Annotated in this window: 21 protein-coding genes and 1 riboswitch; of the genes, 9 read left to right on the top strand and 12 right to left on the bottom strand. The window is 71.1% G+C overall.

Annotation, left to right across the window (positions count from 1 at the left end; translation table 11 throughout):
• The first annotated feature begins 108 nt into the window (after nt 1-108).
• Together ACFCVM_RS08160 and ACFCVM_RS08155 are read left to right on the top strand one after the other, a co-directional pair.
• Complete coding sequence (locus tag ACFCVM_RS08160; RefSeq protein ID WP_375835621.1) at nt 109-2436, top strand: ATP-binding cassette domain-containing protein; 2328 nt, start codon at nt 109-111, stop codon at nt 2434-2436.
• Nucleotides 2437-2527: 91 nt separating this feature from the next.
• On the top strand, nt 2528-3328 hold the full coding sequence (locus ACFCVM_RS08155) for an SDR family oxidoreductase (protein WP_375835620.1): 801 nt from the start codon (nt 2528-2530) through the stop codon (nt 3326-3328).
• Between the two features lie 117 nt (nt 3329-3445).
• On the opposite strand, the gene ACFCVM_RS08150 is transcribed toward ACFCVM_RS08155, so the two are convergent.
• Genes ACFCVM_RS08150 through ACFCVM_RS08140 form a run of 3 tightly spaced genes read right to left on the bottom strand, consistent with a single transcriptional unit; the run spans nt 3446 to nt 5776 of the window.
• A complete protein-coding gene (locus ACFCVM_RS08150; RefSeq protein WP_375835619.1) occupies nt 3446-4180 on the bottom strand; it encodes a DivIVA domain-containing protein in 735 nt (244 codons plus the stop codon).
• Nucleotides 4177-5367 (bottom strand): globin domain-containing protein, encoded by a 1191-nt coding sequence (locus tag ACFCVM_RS08145; RefSeq protein ID WP_375835618.1) that lies wholly within the window; start codon nt 5365-5367, stop codon nt 4177-4179. Before ACFCVM_RS08145 ends, ACFCVM_RS08150 begins: the two co-directional genes overlap by 4 nt.
• A 4-nt stretch (nt 5368-5371) precedes the next feature.
• Nucleotides 5372-5776, bottom strand: a complete 405-nt coding sequence (locus ACFCVM_RS08140) for a group 1 truncated hemoglobin (protein WP_375835617.1) — start codon at nt 5774-5776, stop codon at nt 5372-5374.
• Between the two features lie 165 nt (nt 5777-5941).
• Here ACFCVM_RS08140 and ACFCVM_RS08135 point away from each other — a divergent pair, with 165 nt between their 5' ends.
• The gene (locus tag ACFCVM_RS08135) at nt 5942-6175 is read left to right on the top strand and encodes a hypothetical protein (RefSeq protein ID WP_375835616.1); all 234 of its coding nucleotides are present in this window, start codon (nt 5942-5944) and stop codon (nt 6173-6175) included.
• Nucleotides 6176-6196: 21 nt separating this feature from the next.
• Here the strand turns inward: ACFCVM_RS08135 and ACFCVM_RS08130 are convergent, their stop codons facing one another.
• The gene (locus ACFCVM_RS08130; RefSeq protein WP_375835615.1) at nt 6197-6892 is read right to left on the bottom strand and encodes an alpha/beta family hydrolase; all 696 of its coding nucleotides are present in this window, start codon (nt 6890-6892) and stop codon (nt 6197-6199) included.
• A gap of 6 nt (nt 6893-6898) precedes the next feature.
• Complete coding sequence (locus tag ACFCVM_RS08125; RefSeq protein ID WP_375835614.1) at nt 6899-7966, bottom strand: DUF2207 family protein; 1068 nt, start codon at nt 7964-7966, stop codon at nt 6899-6901.
• Between the two features lie 138 nt (nt 7967-8104).
• Between ACFCVM_RS08125 and ACFCVM_RS08120 the strand changes: the two genes are divergently transcribed.
• A complete protein-coding gene (locus tag ACFCVM_RS08120; protein WP_375835613.1) occupies nt 8105-8326 on the top strand; it encodes a hypothetical protein in 222 nt (73 codons plus the stop codon).
• Nucleotides 8327-8334: 8 nt separating this feature from the next.
• On the opposite strand, the gene ACFCVM_RS08115 is transcribed toward ACFCVM_RS08120, so the two are convergent.
• Together ACFCVM_RS08115 and ACFCVM_RS08110 are read right to left on the bottom strand one after the other, a co-directional pair.
• Complete coding sequence (locus tag ACFCVM_RS08115) at nt 8335-9366, bottom strand: aromatic acid exporter family protein (RefSeq protein WP_375835612.1); 1032 nt, start codon at nt 9364-9366, stop codon at nt 8335-8337.
• A gap of 39 nt (nt 9367-9405) precedes the next feature.
• Nucleotides 9406-11316, bottom strand: a complete 1911-nt coding sequence (locus ACFCVM_RS08110) for a BCCT family transporter (protein WP_375835611.1) — start codon at nt 11314-11316, stop codon at nt 9406-9408.
• A 108-nt stretch (nt 11317-11424) separates the two neighbouring features.
• Between ACFCVM_RS08110 and ACFCVM_RS08105 the strand changes: the two genes are divergently transcribed.
• The 5 genes from ACFCVM_RS08105 (at nt 11425) to gap (ending at nt 17274) form a co-directional block, all read left to right on the top strand.
• Nucleotides 11425-13083, top strand: a complete 1659-nt coding sequence (locus ACFCVM_RS08105; protein ID WP_375835610.1) for a DUF885 family protein — start codon at nt 11425-11427, stop codon at nt 13081-13083.
• Nucleotides 13084-13115: 32 nt separating this feature from the next.
• On the top strand, nt 13116-14054 hold the full coding sequence (locus ACFCVM_RS08100; protein ID WP_375835609.1) for a 5'-3' exonuclease H3TH domain-containing protein: 939 nt from the start codon (nt 13116-13118) through the stop codon (nt 14052-14054).
• A 123-nt stretch (nt 14055-14177) separates the two neighbouring features.
• Complete coding sequence (locus tag ACFCVM_RS08095; RefSeq protein ID WP_375835608.1) at nt 14178-15092, top strand: DMT family transporter; 915 nt, start codon at nt 14178-14180, stop codon at nt 15090-15092.
• A 124-nt stretch (nt 15093-15216) separates the two neighbouring features.
• Nucleotides 15217-16170 (top strand): GlxA family transcriptional regulator, encoded by a 954-nt coding sequence (locus ACFCVM_RS08090; RefSeq protein ID WP_375835607.1) that lies wholly within the window; start codon nt 15217-15219, stop codon nt 16168-16170.
• A gap of 105 nt (nt 16171-16275) precedes the next feature.
• Complete coding sequence (gene gap, locus ACFCVM_RS08085) at nt 16276-17274, top strand: type I glyceraldehyde-3-phosphate dehydrogenase (RefSeq protein ID WP_375835606.1); 999 nt, start codon at nt 16276-16278, stop codon at nt 17272-17274.
• A gap of 90 nt (nt 17275-17364) precedes the next feature.
• Here the strand turns inward: gap and ACFCVM_RS08080 are convergent, their stop codons facing one another.
• From ACFCVM_RS08080 to ACFCVM_RS08060, 5 genes are all read right to left on the bottom strand, one after another.
• The gene (locus ACFCVM_RS08080) at nt 17365-18615 is read right to left on the bottom strand and encodes an MFS transporter (RefSeq protein WP_375835605.1); all 1251 of its coding nucleotides are present in this window, start codon (nt 18613-18615) and stop codon (nt 17365-17367) included.
• Between the two features lie 50 nt (nt 18616-18665).
• The gene (locus tag ACFCVM_RS08075; RefSeq protein WP_375835604.1) at nt 18666-20213 is read right to left on the bottom strand and encodes a bifunctional hydroxymethylpyrimidine kinase/phosphomethylpyrimidine kinase; all 1548 of its coding nucleotides are present in this window, start codon (nt 20211-20213) and stop codon (nt 18666-18668) included.
• Nucleotides 20210-20872, bottom strand: a complete 663-nt coding sequence (gene thiE / locus ACFCVM_RS08070) for a thiamine phosphate synthase (protein WP_375835603.1) — start codon at nt 20870-20872, stop codon at nt 20210-20212. The genes ACFCVM_RS08075 and thiE overlap by 4 nt, the downstream gene beginning before the upstream one ends.
• Complete coding sequence (thiM, locus tag ACFCVM_RS08065) at nt 20869-21750, bottom strand: hydroxyethylthiazole kinase (protein WP_375835602.1); 882 nt, start codon at nt 21748-21750, stop codon at nt 20869-20871. Before thiM ends, thiE begins: the two co-directional genes overlap by 4 nt.
• Nucleotides 21741-21853: riboswitch (TPP riboswitch) on the bottom strand. Its footprint overlaps the gene before it by 10 nt.
• 70 nt (nt 21854-21923) lie before the next feature.
• On the bottom strand, nt 21924-23300 hold the full coding sequence (locus tag ACFCVM_RS08060; protein ID WP_375835601.1) for a hypothetical protein: 1377 nt from the start codon (nt 23298-23300) through the stop codon (nt 21924-21926).
• Between the last annotated feature and the right edge of the window lie 81 nt (nt 23301-23381).

Genomic DNA, 23381 nt, shown 5'->3' with positions numbered 1-23381 from the left:
GCTGAGCGGCATCCGCACTGCACCTGATCATCCGCCCTGCCGGATGTCGCCGCCTCGTGTCAGAATCGTGAGTCGCGGGCGGGCGCCCGCACCGAGGGGAGCAGCCGAATGACCGCGACCGACCAGACCATCAGCGAGCGCAGCACCGACCAGCGCGGCACCGAGCGCCACATCGCCGACGCGCACGACGTCATCGAAGTGCGCGGGGCGCACGAGAACAACCTGCAGGGCATCTCGCTCGACATCCCGAAGCGACGGCTCAGCGTCTTCACCGGGGTCTCGGGCTCCGGCAAGTCGAGCCTCGTGTTCGGCACGATCGCCGCTGAGTCGCAGCGGCTCATCAACGAGACGTACTCCACGTTCATCCAGTCGTTCATGACGACGCAGCCCCGGCCCGAGGTCGACAGCCTGCGCAACGTCTCCGCCGCGATCATCGTCGACCAGGAGCGCATGGGCGCGAACTCCCGCTCGACCGTCGGCACCGCGACCGACGCCTATGCGCTGCTCCGCATCCTCTTCTCCCGGCTCGGGCAGCCCTACGTCGGCCCGAGCTTCCACTTCAGCTTCAACGTTCCGGCGGGCATGTGCCCGCGATGCGAGGGCACGGGCGAAGTCAACGACCTCGACCTCGACGAGCTCTTCGACCGCGACAAGTCGCTCGCCGAGGGCGCCCTCACGATCCCCGGCTACACGGCCGACGGCTGGATGGTGCGCATCTTCACCGAGTCGGGATTCCTCGACCCCGACAAGAAGATCCGCGACTACACCGAGGCCGAGCTGCACGACTTCCTCCACAAGGAGTCGACCAAGGTCAAGGTGCAGGGCATCAACATGACCTACGAGGGGCTCGTGCCGAAGCTCCAGAAGAGCCTCCTCTCCAAAGACCGCGACGCCATGCAGCCGCACATCCGCGCCTTCGTCGACCGCGCGGTGACCTTCACGGCCTGTCCCGAGTGCGGCGGAGCGCGCCTCAACCAAGAGGCCCTCTCGTCGAAGATCAAGGGCATCAACATCGCGGATGCCTCGTCGATGCAGATCTCCGACCTCGCGAGCTGGATCGCCGACATCGACGACCCGAGCGTCGGCCCGCTCATCGCGAACCTGCGGCAGAACGTCGACTCCTTCGTCGAGATCGGCCTCGGCTACCTCAGCCTCGACCGTCCGTCGGGCACCCTCTCGGGCGGCGAGGCCCAGCGCGTCAAGATGATCCGCCACATCGGGTCGGCGCTCACCGACGTCACCTACGTCTTCGACGAGCCGACGGTGGGCCTCCACCCGCACGACATCCAGCGAATGAACCGGCTGCTCCTGCAACTGCGCGACAAGGGCAACACCGTGCTCGTCGTCGAGCACAAGCCCGAGGTCATCGAGATCGCCGATCACATCGTCGACCTCGGCCCCGGCGCGGGTTCGCGCGGCGGGCAGATCTGCTTCGAAGGCGATCTGCCGGGGCTGCGCGCCTCCGACACGCTCACCGGCCGCCACCTCGATCACCGGGCGAAGCTCCGCGACGAGGTGCGCACGGCTTCGAGCGCCCTCGAGATCAGGGGCGCCACGCAGCACAACCTCACCGGGGTCGACGTCGACATCCCGCTCGGAGTGCTCACGGTCGTCACGGGCGTCGCCGGTTCTGGCAAGTCCTCGCTCATCCACGGCAACGTGCCGAAGCACGACCAGGTCGTCGTCGTCGACCAGTCGCCGATCCGCGGCTCGATCCGTTCGAACCCGGCCACGTACACGGGGCTCCTCGATACGATCCGCAAGGCGTTCGCCAAGGAGAACGGCGTGAAGCCGGCGCTCTTCAGCGCGAACTCCGCGGGTGCCTGCCCCAACTGCAAGGGCATCGGCCTCGTCTTCGTCGAGCTCGGACCGATGTCGACGGTCTCGAGCGTGTGCGAGGAGTGCGGCGGCAAGCGGTTCACGGCCGAGGTGCTCGAGTACCGCCTCAACGGGCTGAACATCGCCGAGGTGCTCGCCCTCTCGGTCGACGCAGCGCTCGAGTACCTCACCGAGAAGCCGGCCAGGGCGATCCTCCAGCGGCTCTCCGACGTGGGCCTCGGCTACCTCGGCCTCGGCCAGGCGCTCAACACGCTCTCGGGCGGCGAGCGCCAGCGCCTGAAGCTCGCGATCAGCATGGCGAAGACGGGCTCGGTCTACGTGCTCGACGAGCCGACCACCGGCCTCCACCTCGCCGACGTCGACCGGCTGCTGGCGCTCCTCGACCGACTCGTCGACGACGGCAACTCCGTCATCGTGATCGAGCACCACCAGGCCGTCATGGCGCACGCCGACTGGATCATCGACCTCGGCCCCGGCGCCGGGCGCGACGGCGGTCGCATCGTGTTCGAGGGCACGCCCCACGCCCTCGTCGACGCCGCAGCCACCGACGAGGCGACCCTCACGGGCACGCACCTCCGGGAGTACGTCGGCGCCTGAGCACGGGCATCCGCTCGCGGATTCACAGCGCAGAATCAGGTCGATCTGCTCTTCGAGCGGGCCTGCCGCCGACAGGCGTAGCGTCGATGGCATGAGCAGAACCTATGTCATCACCGGAGCAGGATCAGGCATCGGAGCAGCCGCCGCGGCGCTCCTCGCGGAGCGCGGCGACCGCGTCATCGGCGTCGACCTGAAGGGCGCCGACATCACGGCCGACCTCTCGAAGCCCGAGGGTCGAGCGGATGCCGCGGCGGCCGTCGTCGAGGCATCCGGGGGTCGTGTCGACGCCGTGATCGCGGCGGCCGGCATCTCCGCACCGATCCCGCTGACCGTGGCCGTCAACTACTTCGGCGTGACCGAGTTCCTCGACGCCCTCGCACCGACGCTCGCGAAGGCGGATGCCCCGCGCATCGCCGTCGTCAGCTCGATGGCGAGTCTGCAGCCGAACTCACCCGAACTCGTCGAGGCGCTGCTCTCGGGCGACGAGGCGAAGGCACTCGAGATCGGCGGGACGCTCGCCGATCAGGGTCCCGAGGTCGGCTACCTCAACTACCCGTCGTCGAAGCGCGCGCTCAGCCGCTGGGTGCGCCGCGAGTCGATCGCACCCCGCTACGCCGGCGCCGGCATCCCGGTGAACGCCGTCGCGCCCGGCACCGTCGTCACGCCGATGACCGCGCCGCTCCTCGCCACCGAGGAGGGGCGCGCGATGGTCGACGCGGCCGTGCCGATGCCGCTGAACGGCCACTCCGACGCGGTCGTGATCGCGAAGCTGCTGGCATGGCTCACGAGCGAGGAGAACACGCACGTGACCGGCCAGACGATCTACATCGACGGCGGCGCGGATGCGACACTGCGCGGCGACGACATCTGGAGCCGGGCCGACCCGAGCTGAGTGCGTTCTCGGCACCACACGGGATGAGTCTCCCTGCCTGGGCCCGACGACCCGCGATCCTCGCCTCGCTCGTGCAGCGCTAGAGCGAGGGTCGGGTCGTCGGGTCGTCGGGAAGGATCACGGGCTGACGTACGTCTGCCGCTGGATCGTCGGCTGCGGCGGCACCGCAGGGATCCAATCCGGTTCCTCGTCGGGGACCTCGTCGTCGGCTACCGCATGCACCGCCGACTCGGCCACCTCGGCCGCATCGGGCAGTGGCAGCGTTCCCAGGCGATCGACCTGCTCGGTGAGAGCATCGAGCACCGAGCGCAACTGGATCTGGGCGACCTGCGCGTAGGTGCGCACGTACTCGATCTCGGGCATCAACGGCAGCGGGATGCTCGCCGTCGTCGTCGCCGGCTCGGTCGGCGCGGCAGCTGCGGCCGCGGCGGTGCGCTCCTGCGCCTCGCGGTACTGCGTGCGGGCGGAGAGCACGAGATCGCGGGCGTACTCCTCGGCGTCGGCGACCGCCTTGTCGGCGATCACCTGGGCCTGCGAGAGCAGACCGACGGCACCCAGCGTGACCTCGCGCTCGAGTTCGGCGGAGTCGGAGCTGTTGAGCCTCGTGTTCTCGGCGCGGAGTTCGGCGAGTTCGCGGCGGTCCTCGGCGAGTGCCGCCCGGACCTCGCCGATCGTGCGTGCGAGATCTGCCACGTAGGCGTCCACTTCGGCGCGGTCGTACCCGCCGAGCGGGCGTGAGGCGAATTTCACGGTAGCCGACTCGGGCAGACGCGAGACGGCGGCGACGAGGCCGCCTTCGGGTACCGGCGGTTGAGTGATCGGGAGTTCGGCTTCGTCGTCCCAAGTGGTCATCGGGCACTTCCCATCGGTTCTTCCACGAGCGGCGACGGCTGCGGGTCGCGCAGCCCGTCCTCATCGAGCGTGGCGAACAGTTCGAAACGGATGTCGGGCGACGGCACACCGAGCTCGCGCAGCCGGGAGGCGGTGCGGCGCACCATGGACGGCGACCCGCAGACCATCGCGAGGGCCCCGTGGGAGACGTCGGCCTCGACGACCGCGTTGCTCACGAGCCCCGTGCGACCGGGGTAGCTCGGGTCGTCGGACACGACGGGCGTGTAGCTGAACCACGGCCGACCGGCGAGGCTCTGCATCAGGCGGTTCTCGTACAGGTTCCACGGAACCCGAGCGCCGTGGAACAGGTGCACGCGCGGAGCGTCTCCGGTCGCCTGCCACTGCAGGTCGATGCGTTCCAGGTGCGCACGGAGCGGGGCCAGGCCGGTTCCGCCGGCGACCATGACGAGGTCTCGACCGCGGTCGGCATCGCCGAGAGTCAGCTCCTGCCCGACCGCCGAGCCCAGCCGCAGCACGTCACCGGCCTTCAGCCGCCGCACCACGGCGCCCGAGACCTGCCCGCCCGGCACCAGCTGCACGTGGAACTCGATCGTGCCGTCCTGCCGCGGCGCGTTGGCAGCGCTGAAGTAGCGCCACAGACGCGGGGCGTACGGCGTCTCGACGGCGAACGACTGCCCCGGCTCGAACGTGAGCTCGGGTTCGGGGCGCACGTGCACGATCGCGACGTCCATGCTGCGGCGCTCGACCCCGATGACGTGTCCGGCCCACGACGCCGGACTGCTCAGCTCCGACTCCTCGGCGGCCTGGACCATCGCGGTCGCGATGACGCCGTACGCGGCCGCCCAGTCCGCGGCGAGCTCAGGGGTCCAGAGCTCGCCGAGGAAGTGCTTCAACGTGGTGAGCAGCGAGAGCCCGACCGCGTCGTAGTGCTCGGCGATGACCTCGAACCGGCGGTGATCGCGGCCGAGCTGCTGGATGAACGCGGTCACCTCCTCGAGCTGGTCGACATTGGAGACGATGCGCCCGAGCGCGCCGACGAGCCGGTCGCGCTGGGTGGCCATCGAGACCGGGAACATCGCCCGGACCTCGGGGTGCGTGTAGAAGAGGTGCGAGTAGAAGAAGAGCGGCACCTCGTCGCCGAGCGTCTCGGCCAGCGACCAGGTGTGCTTCAGCGCAGCGGTGTCCACGCCGTCAGTCTTGCGTCGCGCTGACCTCGACGATGTCGGGTTGGGTCGCTGCGACGGCGGTCACGGTGCGGTCGACGATCTCGGAGGGAACACCGGCCTCGGTCAGCGCGGCGATCAGGTGCTCGGCGACGGCGCCGAACTCCTCGGCTGTGATGCCCATGTTCGCGTGGGCCGCACGCAGGTCGCGGCCCTCGTAGGCGACGGGCCCGCCCATGACCTGGGAGACGAGCGCGACCTGGTGTCGCTTGAGCCGGGCCATCTCGATGCCCTCGAAATGCTTCAGCAGTCGGTCGTCGCCGAGCACCAGCTCGTAGAACCGGTTGACGACGGCGGTGACGGCGGGTGCACCTCCGACGGCTGCGTAGTCGCTCTGGGCTTCGGGCTGGGTCTGCAGATCGAGGGAGTTCATTCGGGTGTCCGTTCGGTAGGGGGGTGTGAGGACTTCCCTTTCCTAGCAGAACGCACACCCTCAGATCAAAGGTTTCGGGCATGTCGCGTCGGTTCGGAGGGTGCGTTCAGCCCCGTCTGGCACCCTCCGCTCCGCGGCTTCGGCCGCCGCGGATAGGCTGACAGGATGGAACTCGGTCTGGCCTTCGCCCTCGCATGGGCTGTGCTCGCGCTCGTCGCGGGCGCCGTGCTCATCGTCAAGCGCCGCTGGCTCTCCGAGACGATCACGGCGGAGCGTCAGTCGACCGTTGCTCGCGCGGGAGCCCGTGGCCCGAGCTCCAACGTCTTCCTGATCGTGGGCCTGGCCTTCGTCGCGATGGGCCTGTTCATCATCGTCTGGTGGGCCTCGGCCGCCATCTGAACCGCGCCGACCGCGACCTCGCTACTCGACCGCCGGTGCGCGACCGCGCACGAATGCGGCGACCGGTGCGGCGAGCCCCGCCCCGATCTCGGCGGCGGGTCGCTTGGCGCCCTTCACCTCGAACGAGTGGTTGGCGCCCTCGAGCCACTCCAGCACCGCGTTCGACCCGACCCGGGTGACGACATCGTCGAGTTGCCCGTTCGGCGTCGCGAACGGATCGTTCCGCCCCTGCAGGAAGAGCATGGGCACCGTGATGCCGGGCAGGTGTTCGTCACGTGGCTTCTCGGGCTTGCCCGGTGCGTGCAACGGGTAGCCGAGGAAGACGAGGCCGGCCGCCGGCATGCCCTCGGCGACGGCCATCGATGCCATCCGCCCGCCGAACGACTTGCCCGAGGCCCAGATCGGCTCGTCGGGCCGGCCCGCGTCGGCGGCTCGTGCTGCCGCGGCATCCATGACCGCTCGCCAGGTCGCGATCGCGAGCGGCGGTCGATCGGGGAACTTCCGTCCGGCCTCGCGGTACGGGAAGTTGAAGCGCAGGGTCGCGATTCCGTCGTCGTTCAGCGCGCGCGTGAAGCCCGTCATGAACGGATGCTCCATGCCGGCGCCCGCGCCATGGGCGACGACGATCGTGGTCGTCGCGGCCGGGGGGCGCGCGTACACGGCGGAGACCGGCACGCCGTCGATGTCGACCGTGATGAGCTGCTCTTCGGTGGTCATGGGCGACTACAGGTTGAACAGTTCGAAGACGCCGCTGATGGCGTTGCCCGCGCCGTCGGCGAGATCGCCGACGGCCGAGGTGAGCTCGACGACGCTGCCGGCCGCGTCGATGGCCATGGCGATGTCCGCGGTGACGTCGACGAGGTCGCCGAGGGTGTCGAGGTTCGTCCTGCCGAGCTCGGTGTGCTCGAGCTTCAGCTTCGCGATCCACTCGCGTTCGAGTCCGAAGATGACGGCGTAGGGCAGCAGCCGCTCGTGCAGGTGGAACCGGGTGAGCGGGTCGGACTGCTCCGGCGACGGTGACTGGCCGGGAGCCGTGGCCCCCGTCGTCCGCAGCTCCGCGCCACTCGGCGACTGCAGTACCCGCAGCCGGTCGGCCTCTGCGAGCTCGATGTACTGCTTGAGCCCTGCGAGGTGCTCGCGGCGGGCGTCGGCGGCGGGCAGGAACTTGCGCCACGACGACGGCGTGACGAAGATCGTCGCGATCGTCGCGGCGATCGCGATGAGCGTCGCGATGAGGGCGCCCCACTCGCCGCTCACGATCGTGAAGACGAGGAACAGTGCCTCGACGAGCATGCCGAGGTAGGCGAAGACGGTCAGGGTGACGCCGGGCCACGTCACGCGGCGTTCGGCCACCAGGCCGTCGCGTGCGAGGGCGTGCTCGGTGTTCAGCAGCAGGCTCTTCAACCGCCCGGCGAGTGCCCGGCGATCGGCCGAGAAGCGGCGCACGCGCGTGCTCGTGTGCTCGGGGCCGAAGAGCGCCTCGAGCAGGGCCGTCTCCTCTGTGGTGAGCACGGCGCCCGAGACGAGCTCGACGCCGATGGGCTCGCGTTTGCCCGTGCCGGCGACCAGGCGGACCTTGCGCTTCACCGCGAGGTCGATGAGGGCAGCGGATGCCGCGCGCCGATCGGCATCGACGAGCAGCGCGTCGCGCAGCACCGTCGAATCGCGTTCGGGGGAGTACTGCACCACGCGCGGCTTCAGGCGCTGGGCGGCCACCGCGCGCGCGACCAGACCGAGCCCCAGGAGGAGGAACGCGGGCAGGATCGCGAAGACGAGAACGGCGGTCAGCACGCGCTCAGTCTAGGGATTCGGGGAGCCGGGACGCGGGAAGTGCGGAACGCGTGGTCGCCCGACGACGCGCACGCGGGGCTCACGCGACGCGCGTGCGCGCTGCCGCGGATGTCGGAGGCCGGGCGTACCGTGACAGCCATGACGAAGCAGATGCAGCACTCAGCACCCCACCTGGTGATCGATGAGCCGTGTCCCCGCTGCGATTCCCTCGCGGTGCGCGCGATCGTCTACGGACCCCTCGACTTCGAGGTCGAGGCCGGTGACGCGTCCGGCGCGGTCGCGCTCGACGATGCACCCATCTTCGACTGCCGCGAGTGCGGGTTCCAGTGGGGTGCGGCGGTGCGCGACCGACTCAGCTGACGGCCGGGTCACTCCTCCTCGACGAGTTCGGCGCGGATGCGCCGAAGGTCTTCCATGAGCGAGCCGATGAGGATCCAGTGTCCGGATTTCGGCGGGGTGATCACGAGCGGCGACGTCAGGGCCGGGATCGCCGAGGTGAGCGGCTCGGGGTCGACGTCGGCCAGGTGCACGGCGAGCCGAACGTCGTGTGCGGCTCGCCGCAGCTGCTCGGCGATCGCCTGCACGGTGGGCTCGTCGGCGAGCGCCGCGTCGTAGTGGTCGAAGAAGGCGCGGGTCATGCCGATCACCTGCGTGACGATCGGGCTCAAACGCTCGAGCAGCGTGCGCATCTCGATGAGCTCGGTGCGATGCGCGGAGCGACGGGGGTTCAGCGTCAGCGATTCCTCACCCGTGGCGATCGAGGCATCCGCTGCATCGCGCATCGGCCGCATGAGGCGGGCCTCGACCATGAGCCGCTGCAGGTCGGCCGGCGTCTGCGTGCTCTCGAGCGCGCTCGCGAGACGGTCGAGGGACGCCGCGAGCTCGCCGCCGAGCAATGACAGGTCGCGGCGTGCGGGCGAGACGGCGACCGGCGGCACGATGAGCGCGTTGACGATGATGCCGATCGCCGCGCCGATGAGGGTCTCGAGGATGCGGTCGACGGCGTACGCGGGTGACGACGAGCCCAGGGCGAGCACGAGCATCGCGCTGATCGCGACCTGGTTCGAGGTGCCGGGCGTCATCTTGAGCGCCCATGCGACGAGCATGGCGATCACGATCGTGACGAGGATGATCCAGCTGTCGGTTCCGAAGACGAGCGACGCCGCGGTGGCGACGATCACCCCGAGGATCACGCCGATCGATCGCTCGATGGCCTTGCCGAACGACTGGTTCACGCTCGGCTGCACCACGAGCAGCGCCGCGATCGCGGCGAACACGGGCAGCGGCCCCGGGATCAGCCAGCCCGCGACGAGCCACGCGGCGATCGTCGCGGCCGACGCCTTCGCGATCTGCAGGATGGGCACCCGCCTCGAGGCGCGCAACGTGTCGGTCATGCCCATGGGTCCAACGCTACTGCGGGCGGCCCGCCCCGGGCCGCGCTATTGCGGGATGCCGCGGGGCTCGTCTTCGCCGTGCTCGGGGATGTCGGGGTCGTCGGTGTCGGCGAGCGGGTCGTGGTCGACGATCGCGTCGACGTCGGCGGTCGGCACCGAGTCGGGCAGGGCGTTCTCCTCGGCGAGCGTCGCGGGGGAGGCACGGCGCGGCGGCGCGGCATCCGTGCCCAGGCGTAGCCGCCTGCGCAGCCCGCGCACCCAGTTCGGCTGCCCGGCGACGAGGCCGCGCTCGAGCGGCTCCTCGACCTCGAGTCCGTAGTGCTCGCCGATGTGGTCGATGAACTGCGCGCGTTCGGCCTTCGCGTAGGCGCGTCGCTCACGCGTGAACGCGATGATCGTCGACCAGCAGATCATGAGCATCACGATGCTGAACGGCAGCGCGATGATGATCGCGGCGGTCTGCAGCGCCTTGAGGCCGCCGCTGAGTAGGAGCGCGATCGCGAGCAGCGCCGTGATCCCCGTGAAGAAGGTGCGGATCCAGCGCTTCGGGTTCAGCTGCCCGCCGGTGGCGATCATGCCCATCACCAGGGCGCCCGAGTCGGCCGACGTGACGAAGAAGATCGTGATGAGCAGGATCACGCCGATCGTCAGCACCGGCGTGCCGGGGATGTAGGTGAGCAGCTCGAACAGCGCGGCCTCGACGTTGACGCTGCCGTCGGGCTGGGTGAGCGCGCCGGGATCGGCGAGCTCGATCGCGAGCGCCGACCCGCCGAGCACGGCGAACCAGAGGATGCCGATGAGGGTGGGCACGAGGATGACGCCGGTGACGAACTGGCGCACGGTGCGCCCCTTCGACACCCGTGCGATGAAGATGCCGACGAACGGCGCCCACGAGATCCACCAGCCCCAGTAGAAGGAGGTCCACGAGGCCTGCCACTCCTCGCCCTCGGTGCCCTGGAAGGCGCTCACGTTGAAGGAGAGGCCGACGAAGTTCTGGATGTAGTTGCCGATCGACTGCACGAACTCGCGCAGCAGGAACTCGGTCGGCCCCATCGCGAGCACGTACAGCACGAGGATGCCGGCGAACACGAGGTTCGCGGTCGAGAGCCACTTCATGCCCTTCGTGACGCCCGAGAGCACCGACCACAGCACGAAGACCGAGATCACGAGGATGATGATCACCTCGCTGATCGCGCTCGGCTCCAGGATGCCGGCGTAGTCGAGGCCCGCGCTGATCTGCAGCACGCCGAGGCCGAGCGACGTCGCGACGCCGAAGAGCGTGCCGACGAGCGCGATGACGTCGATCGTGTGACCCCAGCCGCCCTCGACGCGCTTGCCGAGCAGCGGCTCGAGGGTCCAGCGGATCGAGATCGGGCGGCGACGCCGGTGGATCGCGTAGGCGAGCCCGAGGCCGACGACGACGTAGATCGACCACGCCTGCACGCCCCAGTGCAGGTAGGTCTGGCTGAGGGCCTGTTGCGCGAGCGCCTCGGGCGTGCCGGTGACACCCGGTCGCGGTGAGACGAAGTGGCTGAGCGGCTCGCTCACCCCGTAGAAGACGAGGCCGATGCCCATGCCCGCCGCGAAGAGCAGCGAGAACCACGAGAGCAGCGAGAACTCGGGCTCGTCGTCGTCGCGCCCGAGCTTGATGTCGCCGAACCGGCTGAACCCGACGAATAGGCAGAACGCCACGAAGAACGCGGCGATGAGCACGTAGTACCAGTTGAAGGTGTTGACGATGCCCGCCTGGATCGCGCCGAACATCGACTCGGCCGCCTTCGGGGCGATGAGCGCGAACGCCACGAAGAGGGCCACGACGCCGGCGGCCGGCCAGAACACCCACCGCTGCACGGGCGGGAGCGACCGGTGCGGCGTCGTGCCCGCGGCATCCGCTGCCCGTGCCGGGGGGCTGCCCGGATCGGAGTGCTCGGTCGGCTCGTTCGGCGTACCGCTCATGCGCTCCACGCTAGCGAGGCCCGCGCTGCGCCGCACCGCCCCGCGCCGGGGCCGCCGGTGCCTGCGCACGCGATCGCGGTGTCGGCGCACGGGACTAACGTGGCCGGCATGGCTCAGATCGATGCAGACCTCGCACGCCTCGGCACCGAGTTCTGGCAGTGGCGCGCCGCGAACTCGTTCCGCACCTCCGACGACATCCCGCGCATCGAGCGCCCGGCCGGCTGGGTGCCGCGGTTCGACCCAGCAGCGATCGAACTGCAGCGAGGCGAGCTCGCCGGGTTCGTCGAGCGATGGCGGGCGACGGATGCCGCGGCGCTGCCGGTGCCCGACCAGGTCGACCACCGCCTGCTGGGGTCGGCGCTCGCGCGCGTGCGCTGGGAGCTCGACGTGCTCCGCAACTGGGAGCGCGACGCCGTCTTCCTCACGAGCCAGGTCATCGGTCCGTGGTTCGACCTGCTGCTCGCGCCGCCGCCCTTCGATGCGGCGCGGCAGGCTGATCTCGTGGCCGTGCTCGAGTCCGTTCCGCAGGCCGTCGTGCAGGCGATCGCGAACCTCGAGCGAGCCGGAGTCGCCGCGCTCGCGCGGGTGGCGGCGGCCGAGCTCGCCGATGTCGGCCCGCGTCTCGCCGCCTCGGTGGCGGCGCTCACCGCGCACGTCGATGCCGCGACGGCTGCCGCGCTCGCCGGGGCGCAGCCCGCAGCGAGCACGGCGCTCACCGGCTACGCGCAGTGGCTCGAGGCATCCGCCGACCGTCTCGGACCCGAGGTCGTCGTGGGCCGCGCCGCCTTCGTCTGGTACCTGCGGCACGTCGCGCTCGTCGCGGCGGAGCCCGAAGAGCTCGTGCGCGGTGCCCTGCAGGAGTACCGGCGCGCGGTCGCGGCCGAGACGATCTCGCGCAACCGGCACCGCGACGTGGCCGAGGCGCCGCTCGCGGTGGACGTCGCGGCCGAGGTCGCCGCCCAGGCCGAGGCGGAGGTCGAGGTTCGGAGCCTGTACGAGCGCGAGGGCCTGCTGAGCCAGCCCGAGTCGCTGCGCGCCTATCGCTTCTCGGAGTACCCCGGCTACCTCGAACCCGTCGCCTTCCTCGGCGTCACCGACGATCTCACGAACGAGCGGTCGCGCGAGCGCGATGCCGTCTCCTACGTGCCGGCACCGGCGGCCGAGCTCCCGTACTTCGACGCCGCGAACGTACGCGACCCGAGACTCGGCATCATCCACGAGGGGGCGCACAGCCAGCAGCTCGCGCTCTCGTGGGGGCACCCGCGAGCCATGCGGCGGCACTACGTCGACTCGGTCGCCAACGAGGGCATCGCCCACTACAACGAAGAGCTCATGCTCGACGCCGGGCTCTTCGACGATGCGCCGCACTCGCAGACGATCGTGCACAACTTCATGCGGCTGCGCGCGCTGCGCGTGGTCGTCGACGTGAATCTCGCGACCGGCGCCTTCGGCCTCGACGAGGCGATCGACCACTTCGTCCGCCTCGTGCCGATGGATGCCCCGACGGCCACTGAAGAGACCTCCTACTACGTGGCGACGCCGGGGCTCGCGATGGCGTACCTCGTCGGAAAGCTCGAGGTGCAGCGACTGCTCGCCGACGCCGTCGTCGCGCAGGGCGACGACTTCTCGCTCCGGGAGTTCCACGACTCCCTGTGGCTGAACGGCAACGTGCCGGTGTCGCTGCAGCGGTGGGAGCTGCTCGGCGACCGCGGCGACGTCGACGTGCTCGACGCCGCAGGCGACTGGGCCGAGACGTTCCCGGGGTAGGAGCGCGGGCGAGGCCGTGCCATGATCGGCCTGTGGCCGACCGACTGATGCTCCTCGACACCGCTTCGCTCTACTTCCGCGCGTTCTACGGCGTGCCCGACTCGATCACGGCGCCCGACGGCACCCCCGTGAACGCCGTGCGCGGGCTGCTCGACATGATCGCGCGCCTCGTCACCGACTTCGAGGCGACGCACCTCGTGGCCTGCTGGGACGACGACTGGCGCCCGGCGTGGCGGGTCGACCTCATCCCCAGCTACAAGGCGCATCGCGTCGAACGCGCCGTGCCCGACGGCGTCGACGTCGAGGAGACCCCGGCGGGGCTCATCGTGCAGATCCCGCGCATCCGCGAGGTGCTCGGCCTCCTCGGCATCGCCGTCGTGGGCGCCCCCGAGCACGAGGCCGACGACGTCATCGGCACGCTCGCGACCGGTGCCGACCTGCCCGTCGACGTCGTGACGGGCGACCGCGACCTCTTCCAGCTCGTCGACGACGAGGCATCCGTTCGCGTGATCTACACGGCGCGCGGCATGAGCAGGCTCGAGGTGCTGACCGACGCCTCGGTGGTCGGCAAGTACGGGGTGCTGCCGCAGCAGTACGTGGACTTCTCGGTCATGCGCGGCGACACGTCCGACGGACTGCCCGGAGTCGCCGGCGTCGGCGAGAAGACCGCCGCGTCGCTGCTGCAGCAGTTCGTCGACCTCGACGGCATCCGAGCTGCTGCAGCGGATGCCTCGGTGCCGATGTCGGCGAGCGTGCGCGCGAAGTTCGCGGCCGCCGCCGACTACCTCGACGTCGCCCCGACCGTCGTCGAGGTCGTGCGCGACCTCGATCTCGGCGAGTTCGACTCGCGACTGCGGCCCGTCACCGGTGCTCGCCGCGAGGCGTTCGAGGCGCTCGCGACGGAGTGGAACCTCGGCGGCGCCGTGGGCCGGGTGCTCGCCGCGCTCGACGCGCTGCCACCGGTCGAGTGACCCCCCGCCGCCGTGTCGGGCGCCGTCGCCGTGGCCGTGTCGGGCGCCGTCGGTGGCGGGATGTCGCGGTGATTCGGCAGCGGATGCGTCGCGGGTCTCCGGCCTGAGGATCAGAATGAGCCGGTGACTCGTCGAGGGCTGATCCTGTTCGCCGCGCTCGGCATCGCCTGGGGCATCCCGTACCTGTTCATCAAGGTGGCGGTGAGCGAGCTCGACCCCGCGATGGTGGTGCTGGGCCGTGCCGGGCTGGCGGCGATCCTGCTGCTGCCGCTCGCATTCTTCCGCCGCGAGGTGGCGCCGGTGGTGCGTCGCTGGAAGCCGATGCTCGCCTACACGATCGTCGAGATCATCCTCCCGTGGTACTTCCTGAGTTCGGCGGAGCAGCGCCTGCCCAGCTCGACCGCGGGCCTCCTGCTCGCCACCGTTCCCCTCGCCGGCGTGGCGATCGCGTTCGTGATGGGTCGCCCCGAGCGGCTCTCGGGCCTGAACTGGCTCGGCCTCTCGCTCGGCATGCTCGGCGTCGCGGCGCTCGTCGGCCTCGACATCGCGGGCTCGGACCTGATCGCGGTCGCGCAGATGCTGGTCGTGGTGGTGGGCTACGCGCTCGGCCCGGCGATCCTCGCTCGGTGGATGTCGGACCTGCCCGGTGTCGGCGTCGTCGCCGTGTCGCTCGCGGCGACCGCCGTCGTCTACGTGCCGTTCGTGCTCGTCACGGGCGGTTGGCCGACGGCGTGGCCGTCGCAGGCGGTCATCGTGTCGATCGTCGTGCTCGCCGTCGTCTGCAGCGCGCTCGCGTTCCTCTTGATGGTGGGCCTGGTCGCCGAGATCGGCCCGGTGAAGGCCACCGCGATCACGTACGTCAACCCCGCGGTGGCGATCATCGCCGGTGCGCTCGTGCTCGGCGAGCGGGTGACGGTGTGGACGGTCGTCGGGTTCGCGCTCGTGCTCGCCGGCTCGTATCTCGTGACACGTCGACGGCAGGCGCTCCTCCCGGCCGAGGGGCCGGAGGAGGCGGCCGCCGAGCAACGGCGCGCCTGAGCCGCGACTGGCCGATTCCTTTCGGCCCATGAGTTGTGGCAGCTCTGGTGGCCGAATTCTTTCGGCACGTGAGTTGTGGCAGCTCTGGTGGCCGAATTCTTTCGGCACATGGCATTCTGGCCGGATGACCCGTCGCAACCATCGCGTCGCCGTGCTCGTGCTGCCGGGCGCGAAGCCGCTCGACGTCGGCATCCCCGCCCAGGTGTTCTCGACCCGCGCGAGCATGCCCTACGAGGTGCGGGTGTGCGGCGCGGCACCCGGGCTCGTGACGGGCGGCGACGGGCTCTCGTACCACGTGGCCGACGGGCTCGACGCGCTCGAGTGGGCCGAGACCGTGTTCATCCCGGGCTATCGGCACCCCGATCGGGACGAGCCGCCCGCAGCGGTCGTCGATGCGCTCCTGGCCGCGCACGCGCGCGGGGCGAGGCTCGCCGCGATCTCGACCGGTGCCTTCGCGCTCGCGGCGACGGGCCTGCTCGACGGTCGCCGTGCCACGACGCACTGGCACTACACGCGAGCGCTCGCCACGAGGCATCCGCTCATCAGGGTCGACACCAACGTGCTGTTCGTCGACGAGGGCGCAGTGCTGACCTCGGCCGGGGCCGCTTCGGGCATCGATCTCTGCCTGCACCTCGTGCGCCGGGATCACGGCGTGGCCGTCGCGAACCACGCCGCGCGGCGCCTCGTGGCCGCCCCGTACCGCAGCGGCGGGCAGGCGCAGTACATTCCGCGGAGCCTGCCGCCCGAGCTCGGTCCCGTGTTCGCGGCGACGCGGGAGTGGGCGCTGCGCCGGCTCGACGAACCCCTCACACTCGACGCGCTCGCGCGCAACGCCAACGTCTCGCCGCGCACCTTCTCGCGCCGCTTCGTGGAGGACACCGGGTACACGCCGATGCAGTGGGTGCTGCGGGCGCGGGTCGACATGGCGCGCGAACTGCTCGAGCGCAGCGACCTCGGGGTCGAGCAGATCGCCGCGCGCGCCGGCCTCGGCACCGGGGCGAACCTGCGGCTGCACTTCCAGCGCATCCTCGGGGTCTCGCCGAGCGACTACCGGCACACCTTCGCCGCGGGGGAGTAGGAGATCTGGCGGGATCCTTGCGGATGCTGACCTGCACGCCACTGCCGCCCGGCAGTCGAACGGACGAGAGTAGGAGGCGTCCGCATCGAAAGGAATCACCCCGCCATGACCACCCGCATCGCCATCAACGGCTTCGGACGCATCGGCCGCAACGTCGTGCGCGCACTCGTCGAGCGCGGCGCCGACCTCGAACTCGTCGCCGTCAACGACCTCACCGACCCCGCCGGCCTCGCCCGCCTGCTGAAGTACGACAGCACTGCCGGCCGCTTCGGATACTCCGTCGAGGTCGACGGCGATGTGCTCGTCATCGACGGCCGCCGCGTCAAGGTGCTCGCCGAGCGCGACCCCGCACAGCTGCCCTGGGGCGAGCTCGGCGTCGACGTCGTGCTCGAGTCGACCGGTCGCTTCACCGACGCCGAGGCCGCCAAGGCCCACCTCGCCGCCGGCGCCAGGAAGGTGCTCGTCTCGGCTCCGTCGAAGGGCGCCGACGTCACCCTCGCCTACGGCGTGAACACCGAGGCCTACGACGCCGCTTCGCACGTCATCGTCTCGAACGCGTCGTGCACCACGAACGCGCTCGCCCCGCTCGCGAAGGTGCTCGACGACCTCGCCGGCATCGAGCACGGCTTCATGACGACGATCCACGCCTACACGCAGGACCAGAACCTGCAGGACGCGCCCCACTCCGACCCGCGTCGCGCCCGCGCCGCCGCCGTCAACATCGTGCCGTCGTCGACCGGTGCCGCGAAGGCCATCGGCCTCGTGCTGCCGAAGCTCGACGGCAAGCTCAACGGCGACTCGATGCGCGTGCCCGTGCCGGTCGGCTCGATCGTCGAGCTCAACACGACGGTCTCGAAGGACGTCACCCTCGACGAGGTGCTCGCCGCCTACAAGGCCGCTGCAGAGGGCCCGCTCGAGGGTGTGCTCGAGTACTCCGACGAGGCGCTCGTCTCGAGCGACATCGTCGGCAACCCGCACTCGTCGATCTTCGACGCCGAGCTCACGCGTGTCGACGGCCGCCACATCAAGGTCGTCGCCTGGTACGACAACGAGTGGGGCTTCTCGAACCGCGTCATCGACTCGCTGACGCTGCTCGGCGCGTAGTCCTCGCCGCAGTACACCGAACGGGCCCGCCTCCGATCGAGGCGGGCCCGTTCGCGTCTCGGGGCGTCGGCCGTGCCGCCGTGCCCGCGCCTACCCGCGCTCGCGCGGCGCGATCGCCGTGCCGACGAGTCCGACGATCGCGGCGATGGCCATCATCGCTGCGATCGGCCACCAGTGCCCGAACTGGGCGAGCAGCGCGGTCGCCGCGAGCGGGGCGAGTCCGCCGCCGACGATCGCTCCCGCCTCGCGTCCGATCGAGATGCCCGAGTACCGCACGCGCGTGTCGAACATCGCGGTGAAGTACGCGGGCTGCACCCCGTCGGAGGCCGAGTTCACGATGCCGATCGCAGCGACCACGACGCCGATGACGAGCGCCGCAGACCCCGTGTCGAGCACGAGGAAGAGGGGCGCGGCGAGCACGGCGAACGCGGCGAGGCTCCACACCACGAGGCGACGCGGCCCGATGCGATCGCCGAGCGCACCCCAGAACGGGCACAGCACCGCGGCGACCGCGGCCCCGATGAGCAGCGCGGCGAGGGTGACCTCTCGGGGCATGCCGACGACGGTCGACGCGTAGCTCAGGCAGAACACCGAGACGACGTAGAAGGTCGTGTTGACGCCGACGCGCACGAGGAACACGGCGAGCACGCCTCGGGGCCTGCGGAGCACCTCGGAGACGGGCCGACGCGCCTCCCGACGGGCCTCGAGCATCGCGACGAATTCGGGTGACTCGTCCACCCGGCGTCGCAGTCGCCATCCGACCGCGACGAGCACGAGGCTTGCGAGGAACGGCACGCGCCAGCCCCAGGCGTAGAGCGCCTCGTCGTCGAGGAGAGCGATGAGCAGCATGAAGGCGAGGTTGCCGAGGATGAGTCCGACGTACACCGCGCTCGAGATGAACGCCCCGCGGAACCCGCGCCGCAGGGGCGACTGCTCGAGGGCGAGCAGCACGGCGCCGCTCCACTCGCCACCCGTCGCGAGCCCCTGCACGAGCCGCAGCACGACGAGCAGCACGGGCGCGAGCGCACCGACCTGCGCGTGCGTCGGCAGCAGGCCGATGAGGGCGGTGGCGACGCCCATCGTGAGCAGTGTCGCCACGAGCACGCGGCGGCGGCCGAAGCGATCGCCGAGGTACCCGGAGACGAGGCCTCCGAGCGGCCGCGCCACGAAGCCCGTCGCGAACACGGCGAACGAGAGCAGCAGGCTCGTGAGCGGGTCGTCGGCGGGGAAGAACAGCGTCGGGAAGACGAGCGCCGCGGCCGTGCCGTAGAGGAAGAAGTCGTACCACTCGAGCACGGTGCCGAAGGCCGCCGCGGTGACGGCACGGCGGCTTCGGGTCACGTCGGGTGCGCCTTCGGCGGGCGCAGTCGCGAGTGCGCCCGCTCCGCCGCTCACGCGGTCACCGCGCCTGCCGACGTCGCAGACGCAGACGCTGCCGCGGCCGCGAGCGGCGCCGCGAAGAACGCCGACTCGTGCCGCGCCGAGGCGACGAATGCGCGGTGCATCCGCTCGCGATGCTCGGGCGTCGCGCCCGAGGCCGCCCGCGTCACGAAGCCGATCGCCTCGCGCGTCGCGACGGCGAAGCCGGGATCGGCGTAGGTCGCGAGCCACGAGGCGTACGGATGCCCCGGATCGAGTGCGGTCTCGCCGAACTCGCCCGCGGCGAGGCGTTCGCCGAGGTCGGTGTAGATCCAGAAGCACGGCAGCAGGGCCGCGATGAGCACGGCGTGATCGCCGCGCTGCGCGGTCGCGAGCAGGTGGTCGAGGTACGCGGTGGTCGTCGGGTCGGGCGATGCGGATGCCGCGGTGCCCGCCTCCGAACCGAGCCAGCTCTCGTGCAGCTCGAGCTCGCCGACGATCGATCCGTGGGCGGAGTTCGCCCAGAACGCCTGCGCCGGGGCATCCGGTGCGAGTCTCGCGGCCTCCGAGAGCACGCGAGCGTAGTCGCGCAGGTAGAGCGCGTCCTGCGCGAGGTAGGCGAGGAACGGTTCGCGCGAGAGGGAACCGTCGGCGAGGCTGCGGATGAACGGCAGTTCGTCGATCTCCCGCCGCACGTCGGCGATGTCGGCCCACCACTCGGCCTCGACCTCTGCCGGCGTCGGCGCAGTGCGAGTGCCGCCGCGCGACCAGAGGCCGGCGAAGTGGTTGACGGGGCCGTGCCCGTCGCCGACCCCGAGGGCCTCGCCGTGACGCAGCGATTCCCGCAGCCAGCGGCGGGCCTCCGCGATCGCGGCCGGCCAGTCTCCGTGCTCGGCGGCGAGGGTCGCGATCGCCGACGAGAGCGAGCAACCGGTGCCGTGCGTCGCCGTCGTGGCGATGCGTTCGCCGCCGAAGTCGACGATCGTCGCGGTGGCGGCGTCGACGAGCGCGTCGGGCGCGGTGTCGCCGGCGAGGTGGCCGCCCTTCGCGAGCACTCGCACTCCGTAGCGCGCCGAGACGCTCTCGGCCTGCGCGATCGCCTCGGCCCACGTCGACGCGACGACCGGCGGCCCCTCGCCGGAGCCCGCGAGCACCGCGAGTTCGGCGAGGTTCGGGGTGACGAGGTCGGCGAGCGGCAACAGCTCGCGCATCGCCGATTCGGCGTCTGCGTCGAGCAGGCGGTCGCCGCTCGTGGCGACCATGACGGGGTCGAGCACGACGATCGGCGGACGGGTGCGTGCGAGCCAGTCGGCGACGGTGCGGATGACCTCGGCGTTCGCGAGCATGCCGAGCTTCACGGCGTCGATCGTGATGTCGTCGGAGATCGCCTCCAGCTGTGCCGCGAGGAAGCTCGCCGGTGGCACGTGAACGTCACGCACCCCGCGCGTGTTCTGGGCGGTCAGTGCGGTGATCGCGGCCATGCCGTAGCCGCCCACGGCGGCGATCGACTTCAGGTCGGCCTGGATGCCGGCACCTCCGGAGGGGTCGCTGCCGGCGATGCTCAGCACTCGTGCCGTCATCGCGCAGCCTCCCACCGGGCGGCGAGATCGCGGGCGGCTGCCCGCGGGTCGTCGGCCGAGCAGATCGCCGAGACGAGTGCGACGCCGGCGGCCCCGGCCTCGCGGAGCGGTGCGACATCGGCCGGCACGATGCCGCCGATCGCGACGCACGGCAGTTCCGCCTCCGCAGCGAAGCGCGCGAAGCCGTCGATGCCGAGGGCGGGCGGGTGATCGGGCTTCGTCGCCGTCGGCCTGATCACGCCGACACCGAGGTAGTCGACTGTGCCACGGGGCATCCGGCGCAGCGCCTCGAGGTGGGCGGGCGTGTTCGCGGTGAGTCCGATCACGGCGTCGGGTCCGAGCCGGTCGCGCGCGATGGCAGCCGCAGCGTCGTCCTGGCCGAGGTGCACGCCGTCGACGGGCACGCCGCTCGCCCGCGCCGCGATCGCGAGGTCGAGACGGTCGTTCACGAGCAGGGCCGCCCTCCCGCCGATCACCTCGGCGAAGGCCTCGAGCTGGGCGAGCAGCGCGGATGCCGCGGCGCCCTTGTCGCGTACCTGCACCACCCGCACGCCGCCCGCGACGGCCTCGGCCACGACGGAGACGACACCGCGCTCGCCGCAGAGGGCCGAGTCGGTGACGAGGTAGAGCGAGAGGTCGAGGGCCGTGCGCGCGTTCACGCGTCGGCCCCGGTCGCGACGCCGAACGCCGCGGTGGCGGATGCCACTGCAACGTCCCCGACTGTGTCGGAGACACGTGCGCGCTCCCGCACCTCTGCCGGGCCGACCGCCGCGAGCGCGTCGAGGAACCTGGGCGCGAACGTGCCGGGACCCTCGGCGCCGGCCGCGGCGAGCTCCGCGGCCACCGTGTAGACGAGCGCCGCGGCGACCGCGCCGGTGAAGGCGTCGTCGGCGATCGCGACGAATGCGGCCATCACCGCCCCGAGGGCGCATCCGCCGCCCGTGACGCGAGTGAGCAGGGCGTCGCCGTTCGAGATGCGCACCGTGCTGCGTCCGTCGGTGATGAGGTCGACCGGACCCGAGACGGCGACGACCGAGCCGAACCGGGCGGCGAGCAGCGCCGCGGCTTCGGCTGCTGCCTCGGTCGAGTCGGCGGCGTCGACGCCGCGCCCGCCCGCTCCGACGCCCGCGAGGGCGAGGATCTCGCTCGCGTTGCCGCGGATGACGGAGGGTCGCAGCTCGACGAGCTCATGCGCGAGTGCCGTGCGGATGGGCAGGGCACCGATGGCGACCGGGTCGAGGACCCACGGCGTGCCCGCTTCGTGGGCGGCGCCGACGGCCTCGCGAGCAGCAGCACGCTGTTCGGGCGACGGCGTGCCGAGATTCACGAGGAGGCCGCTCGCGATTCGCGCGAAGGCAGCCGACTCGCCGACGATGTCGACCATGGCGGGTGCGGCGCCGATCGCGAGCAGCGAGTTCGCGGTGAAGCCCGAGACCACGGTGTTCGTGATGCACTGCACGAGTGGCACGCGGTCGCGGAGACGGTCGAGCAGTTGTGCGCTCGAGTGGGCAGGGTCGATGGACAGACGATCGCTCAACGCGACATCCCTTCGCTAGTTCGAACTAGATCAGGTTCGACGGGTGTGTTCTCAGCCATGCCCGCTTCGGGTGAAGCGGCGCACGGCACCCCGTGTCACTGCGTCGAGCCTAGCGGCCGGAACGACGAGAGGCCCCGTGGCGTGCGCCACGGGGCCTCGGTCGTTCGGGTGCGTCAGGCGCGCGAGCGTGCGGCGCGCGTGATGCCGAAGGCGGCGCCGCCCGCGAGGAGCATCGCCAGGGCGAGCAGCATGATGCCGTTCGCGTCGACGCCGGTCTCGGCGAGGCCGGCGGCCGGCTTCGCGCCGGCGGTCGAGGCTGCCGCTGCCGGAGCCGTGCTCGAGCCCGTCGCACCGGGCGTGTTCGTCGCAGCGACCACGATGCCGGTGCTCGTGATCTCGTCGCCGTCGAGGAACACGACCACGTCGTGGTCGCCGGCCGGGGTGGCGGTGCCGATCGTGGCGAGGAGGATGAAGTCGCCGTTGCCGTCGGTCGTCGCAGTGCCGAGCGCCTGGGGCGTCGAGTGGAGCTCGACGTCGTACTGCGTGTTCGGCGCGAAGCCGGTGCCGGTGACGGTGATGGCGCCGCCTGGGACGAGGCTGCCCGTGACCGAGAGCTCGCCGACGATCGGCTCGACGGGGCCGGCGTTCTCCTCGCAGTCGGTCGGCACGGTCGCCGACGCGAGCACGACGTCGCCGTGCGCGGGTCCGGTGCGGACGACGACCTTGTGATCGCCGGAGTCCTCGGTGAACGAGATCGTGCGCTGCTCGGTGCCGTTCTCGGCGATCGCGAGGAAGTGCTGCGCCTCACCGTCGACGTAGACCACTGCCGACGTGGTCGCGTTGATCGCGTCGTCGGCGAGGGCGGGGTTGGTGACGGTGATGTCGACGGCGCCGCAGCTCGAGGCCGCGATGACGGCGGCGGCGTTCGCAGCCCCGAGTGCGCACGCCGAGGAGGTGCCCTGCCAGGTGCCGGCGCCTTCGCCGTCGAACGAGGTGACGGTCACCGTGTACGGCTGCTCGGTGAACTTGTCGAGTGCGAACGACTGGTCGAAGGACTCGCCGAAGGCGGCTCCGTCGAGGACGACGTCGCCGTCGATCTCGACGGTGACCGTGTTCGGGGTGAGGTTCGCCGGCACCGCGGGGGTGACGACGACGGTCTCGGTGATGGCGGGCTTCGCCTCGATGTCGATGTGCTTCTGGGTCGCGCCCGTGAACTTGTAGAAGCCCCAGTCGTAGATGTCGTACTCGCCGACATCCTTGTGGGCCCAGCGGAACTCGCCCGTCGCATACGGGATCAGCCACTTGCCGAGCTTCCACTGCTCGTACTGGTAGTCGGTGTGACTCACCTCGGCGACGGCGGGCGTCACGACGACCTCTTCGGTCACCTCGGGGGTGCCGGGGTCGGTCGAGTAGTCGGCGAGGTTCACGTCGAGCGAGATGCAGCTCGCAGTGACCGAGGGCGTCGATGCCGATGCCGGCGCGGCGGTGCCGACGACGGCGATGCCGGCGCCGAGCACGGCGATCATGAGCGCGGAGAGCGTGCGTTTCATGGGGTCCTTCGGGTACGCCGAATCGATTCGGCACGGAGAGCCCACGGCGGAATTTCGGGTTGCGCAGCGCGGACTCGTTGG

Origin of the sequence: Agromyces sp. NPDC056389, from assembly GCF_042262385.1 — a bacterium.
In the GTDB taxonomy this organism is placed as follows: Bacteria; Actinomycetota; Actinomycetes; order Actinomycetales; family Microbacteriaceae; genus Agromyces.
Note: the sequence above shows the minus strand (reverse complement) of the source record. Positions and strands in the feature narration are given on the sequence as shown.

Coding starts and splice junctions, on each gene's coding strand:
- ACFCVM_RS08160 (WP_375835621.1), top strand. CDS start 109: ATGACCGCGACCGACCAGACCATCAGCGAGCGCAGCACCGACCAGCGC.
- ACFCVM_RS08115 (WP_375835612.1), bottom strand. CDS start 9,366: ATGGGCATGACCGACACGTTGCGCGCCTCGAGGCGGGTGCCCATCCTG.
- ACFCVM_RS08130 (WP_375835615.1), bottom strand. CDS start 6,892: ATGACCACCGAAGAGCAGCTCATCACGGTCGACATCGACGGCGTGCCG.
- ACFCVM_RS08150 (WP_375835619.1), bottom strand. CDS start 4,180: ATGACCACTTGGGACGACGAAGCCGAACTCCCGATCACTCAACCGCCG.
- ACFCVM_RS08060 (WP_375835601.1), bottom strand. CDS start 23,300: ATGAAACGCACGCTCTCCGCGCTCATGATCGCCGTGCTCGGCGCCGGC.
- ACFCVM_RS08155 (WP_375835620.1), top strand. CDS start 2,528: ATGAGCAGAACCTATGTCATCACCGGAGCAGGATCAGGCATCGGAGCA.
- ACFCVM_RS08140 (WP_375835617.1), bottom strand. CDS start 5,776: ATGAACTCCCTCGATCTGCAGACCCAGCCCGAAGCCCAGAGCGACTAC.
- gap (WP_375835606.1), top strand. CDS start 16,276: ATGACCACCCGCATCGCCATCAACGGCTTCGGACGCATCGGCCGCAAC.
- ACFCVM_RS08135 (WP_375835616.1), top strand. CDS start 5,942: ATGGAACTCGGTCTGGCCTTCGCCCTCGCATGGGCTGTGCTCGCGCTC.
- ACFCVM_RS08105 (WP_375835610.1), top strand. CDS start 11,425: ATGGCTCAGATCGATGCAGACCTCGCACGCCTCGGCACCGAGTTCTGG.
- ACFCVM_RS08110 (WP_375835611.1), bottom strand. CDS start 11,316: ATGAGCGGTACGCCGAACGAGCCGACCGAGCACTCCGATCCGGGCAGC.
- ACFCVM_RS08090 (WP_375835607.1), top strand. CDS start 15,217: ATGACCCGTCGCAACCATCGCGTCGCCGTGCTCGTGCTGCCGGGCGCG.
- ACFCVM_RS08120 (WP_375835613.1), top strand. CDS start 8,105: ATGACGAAGCAGATGCAGCACTCAGCACCCCACCTGGTGATCGATGAG.
- ACFCVM_RS08075 (WP_375835604.1), bottom strand. CDS start 20,213: ATGACGGCACGAGTGCTGAGCATCGCCGGCAGCGACCCCTCCGGAGGT.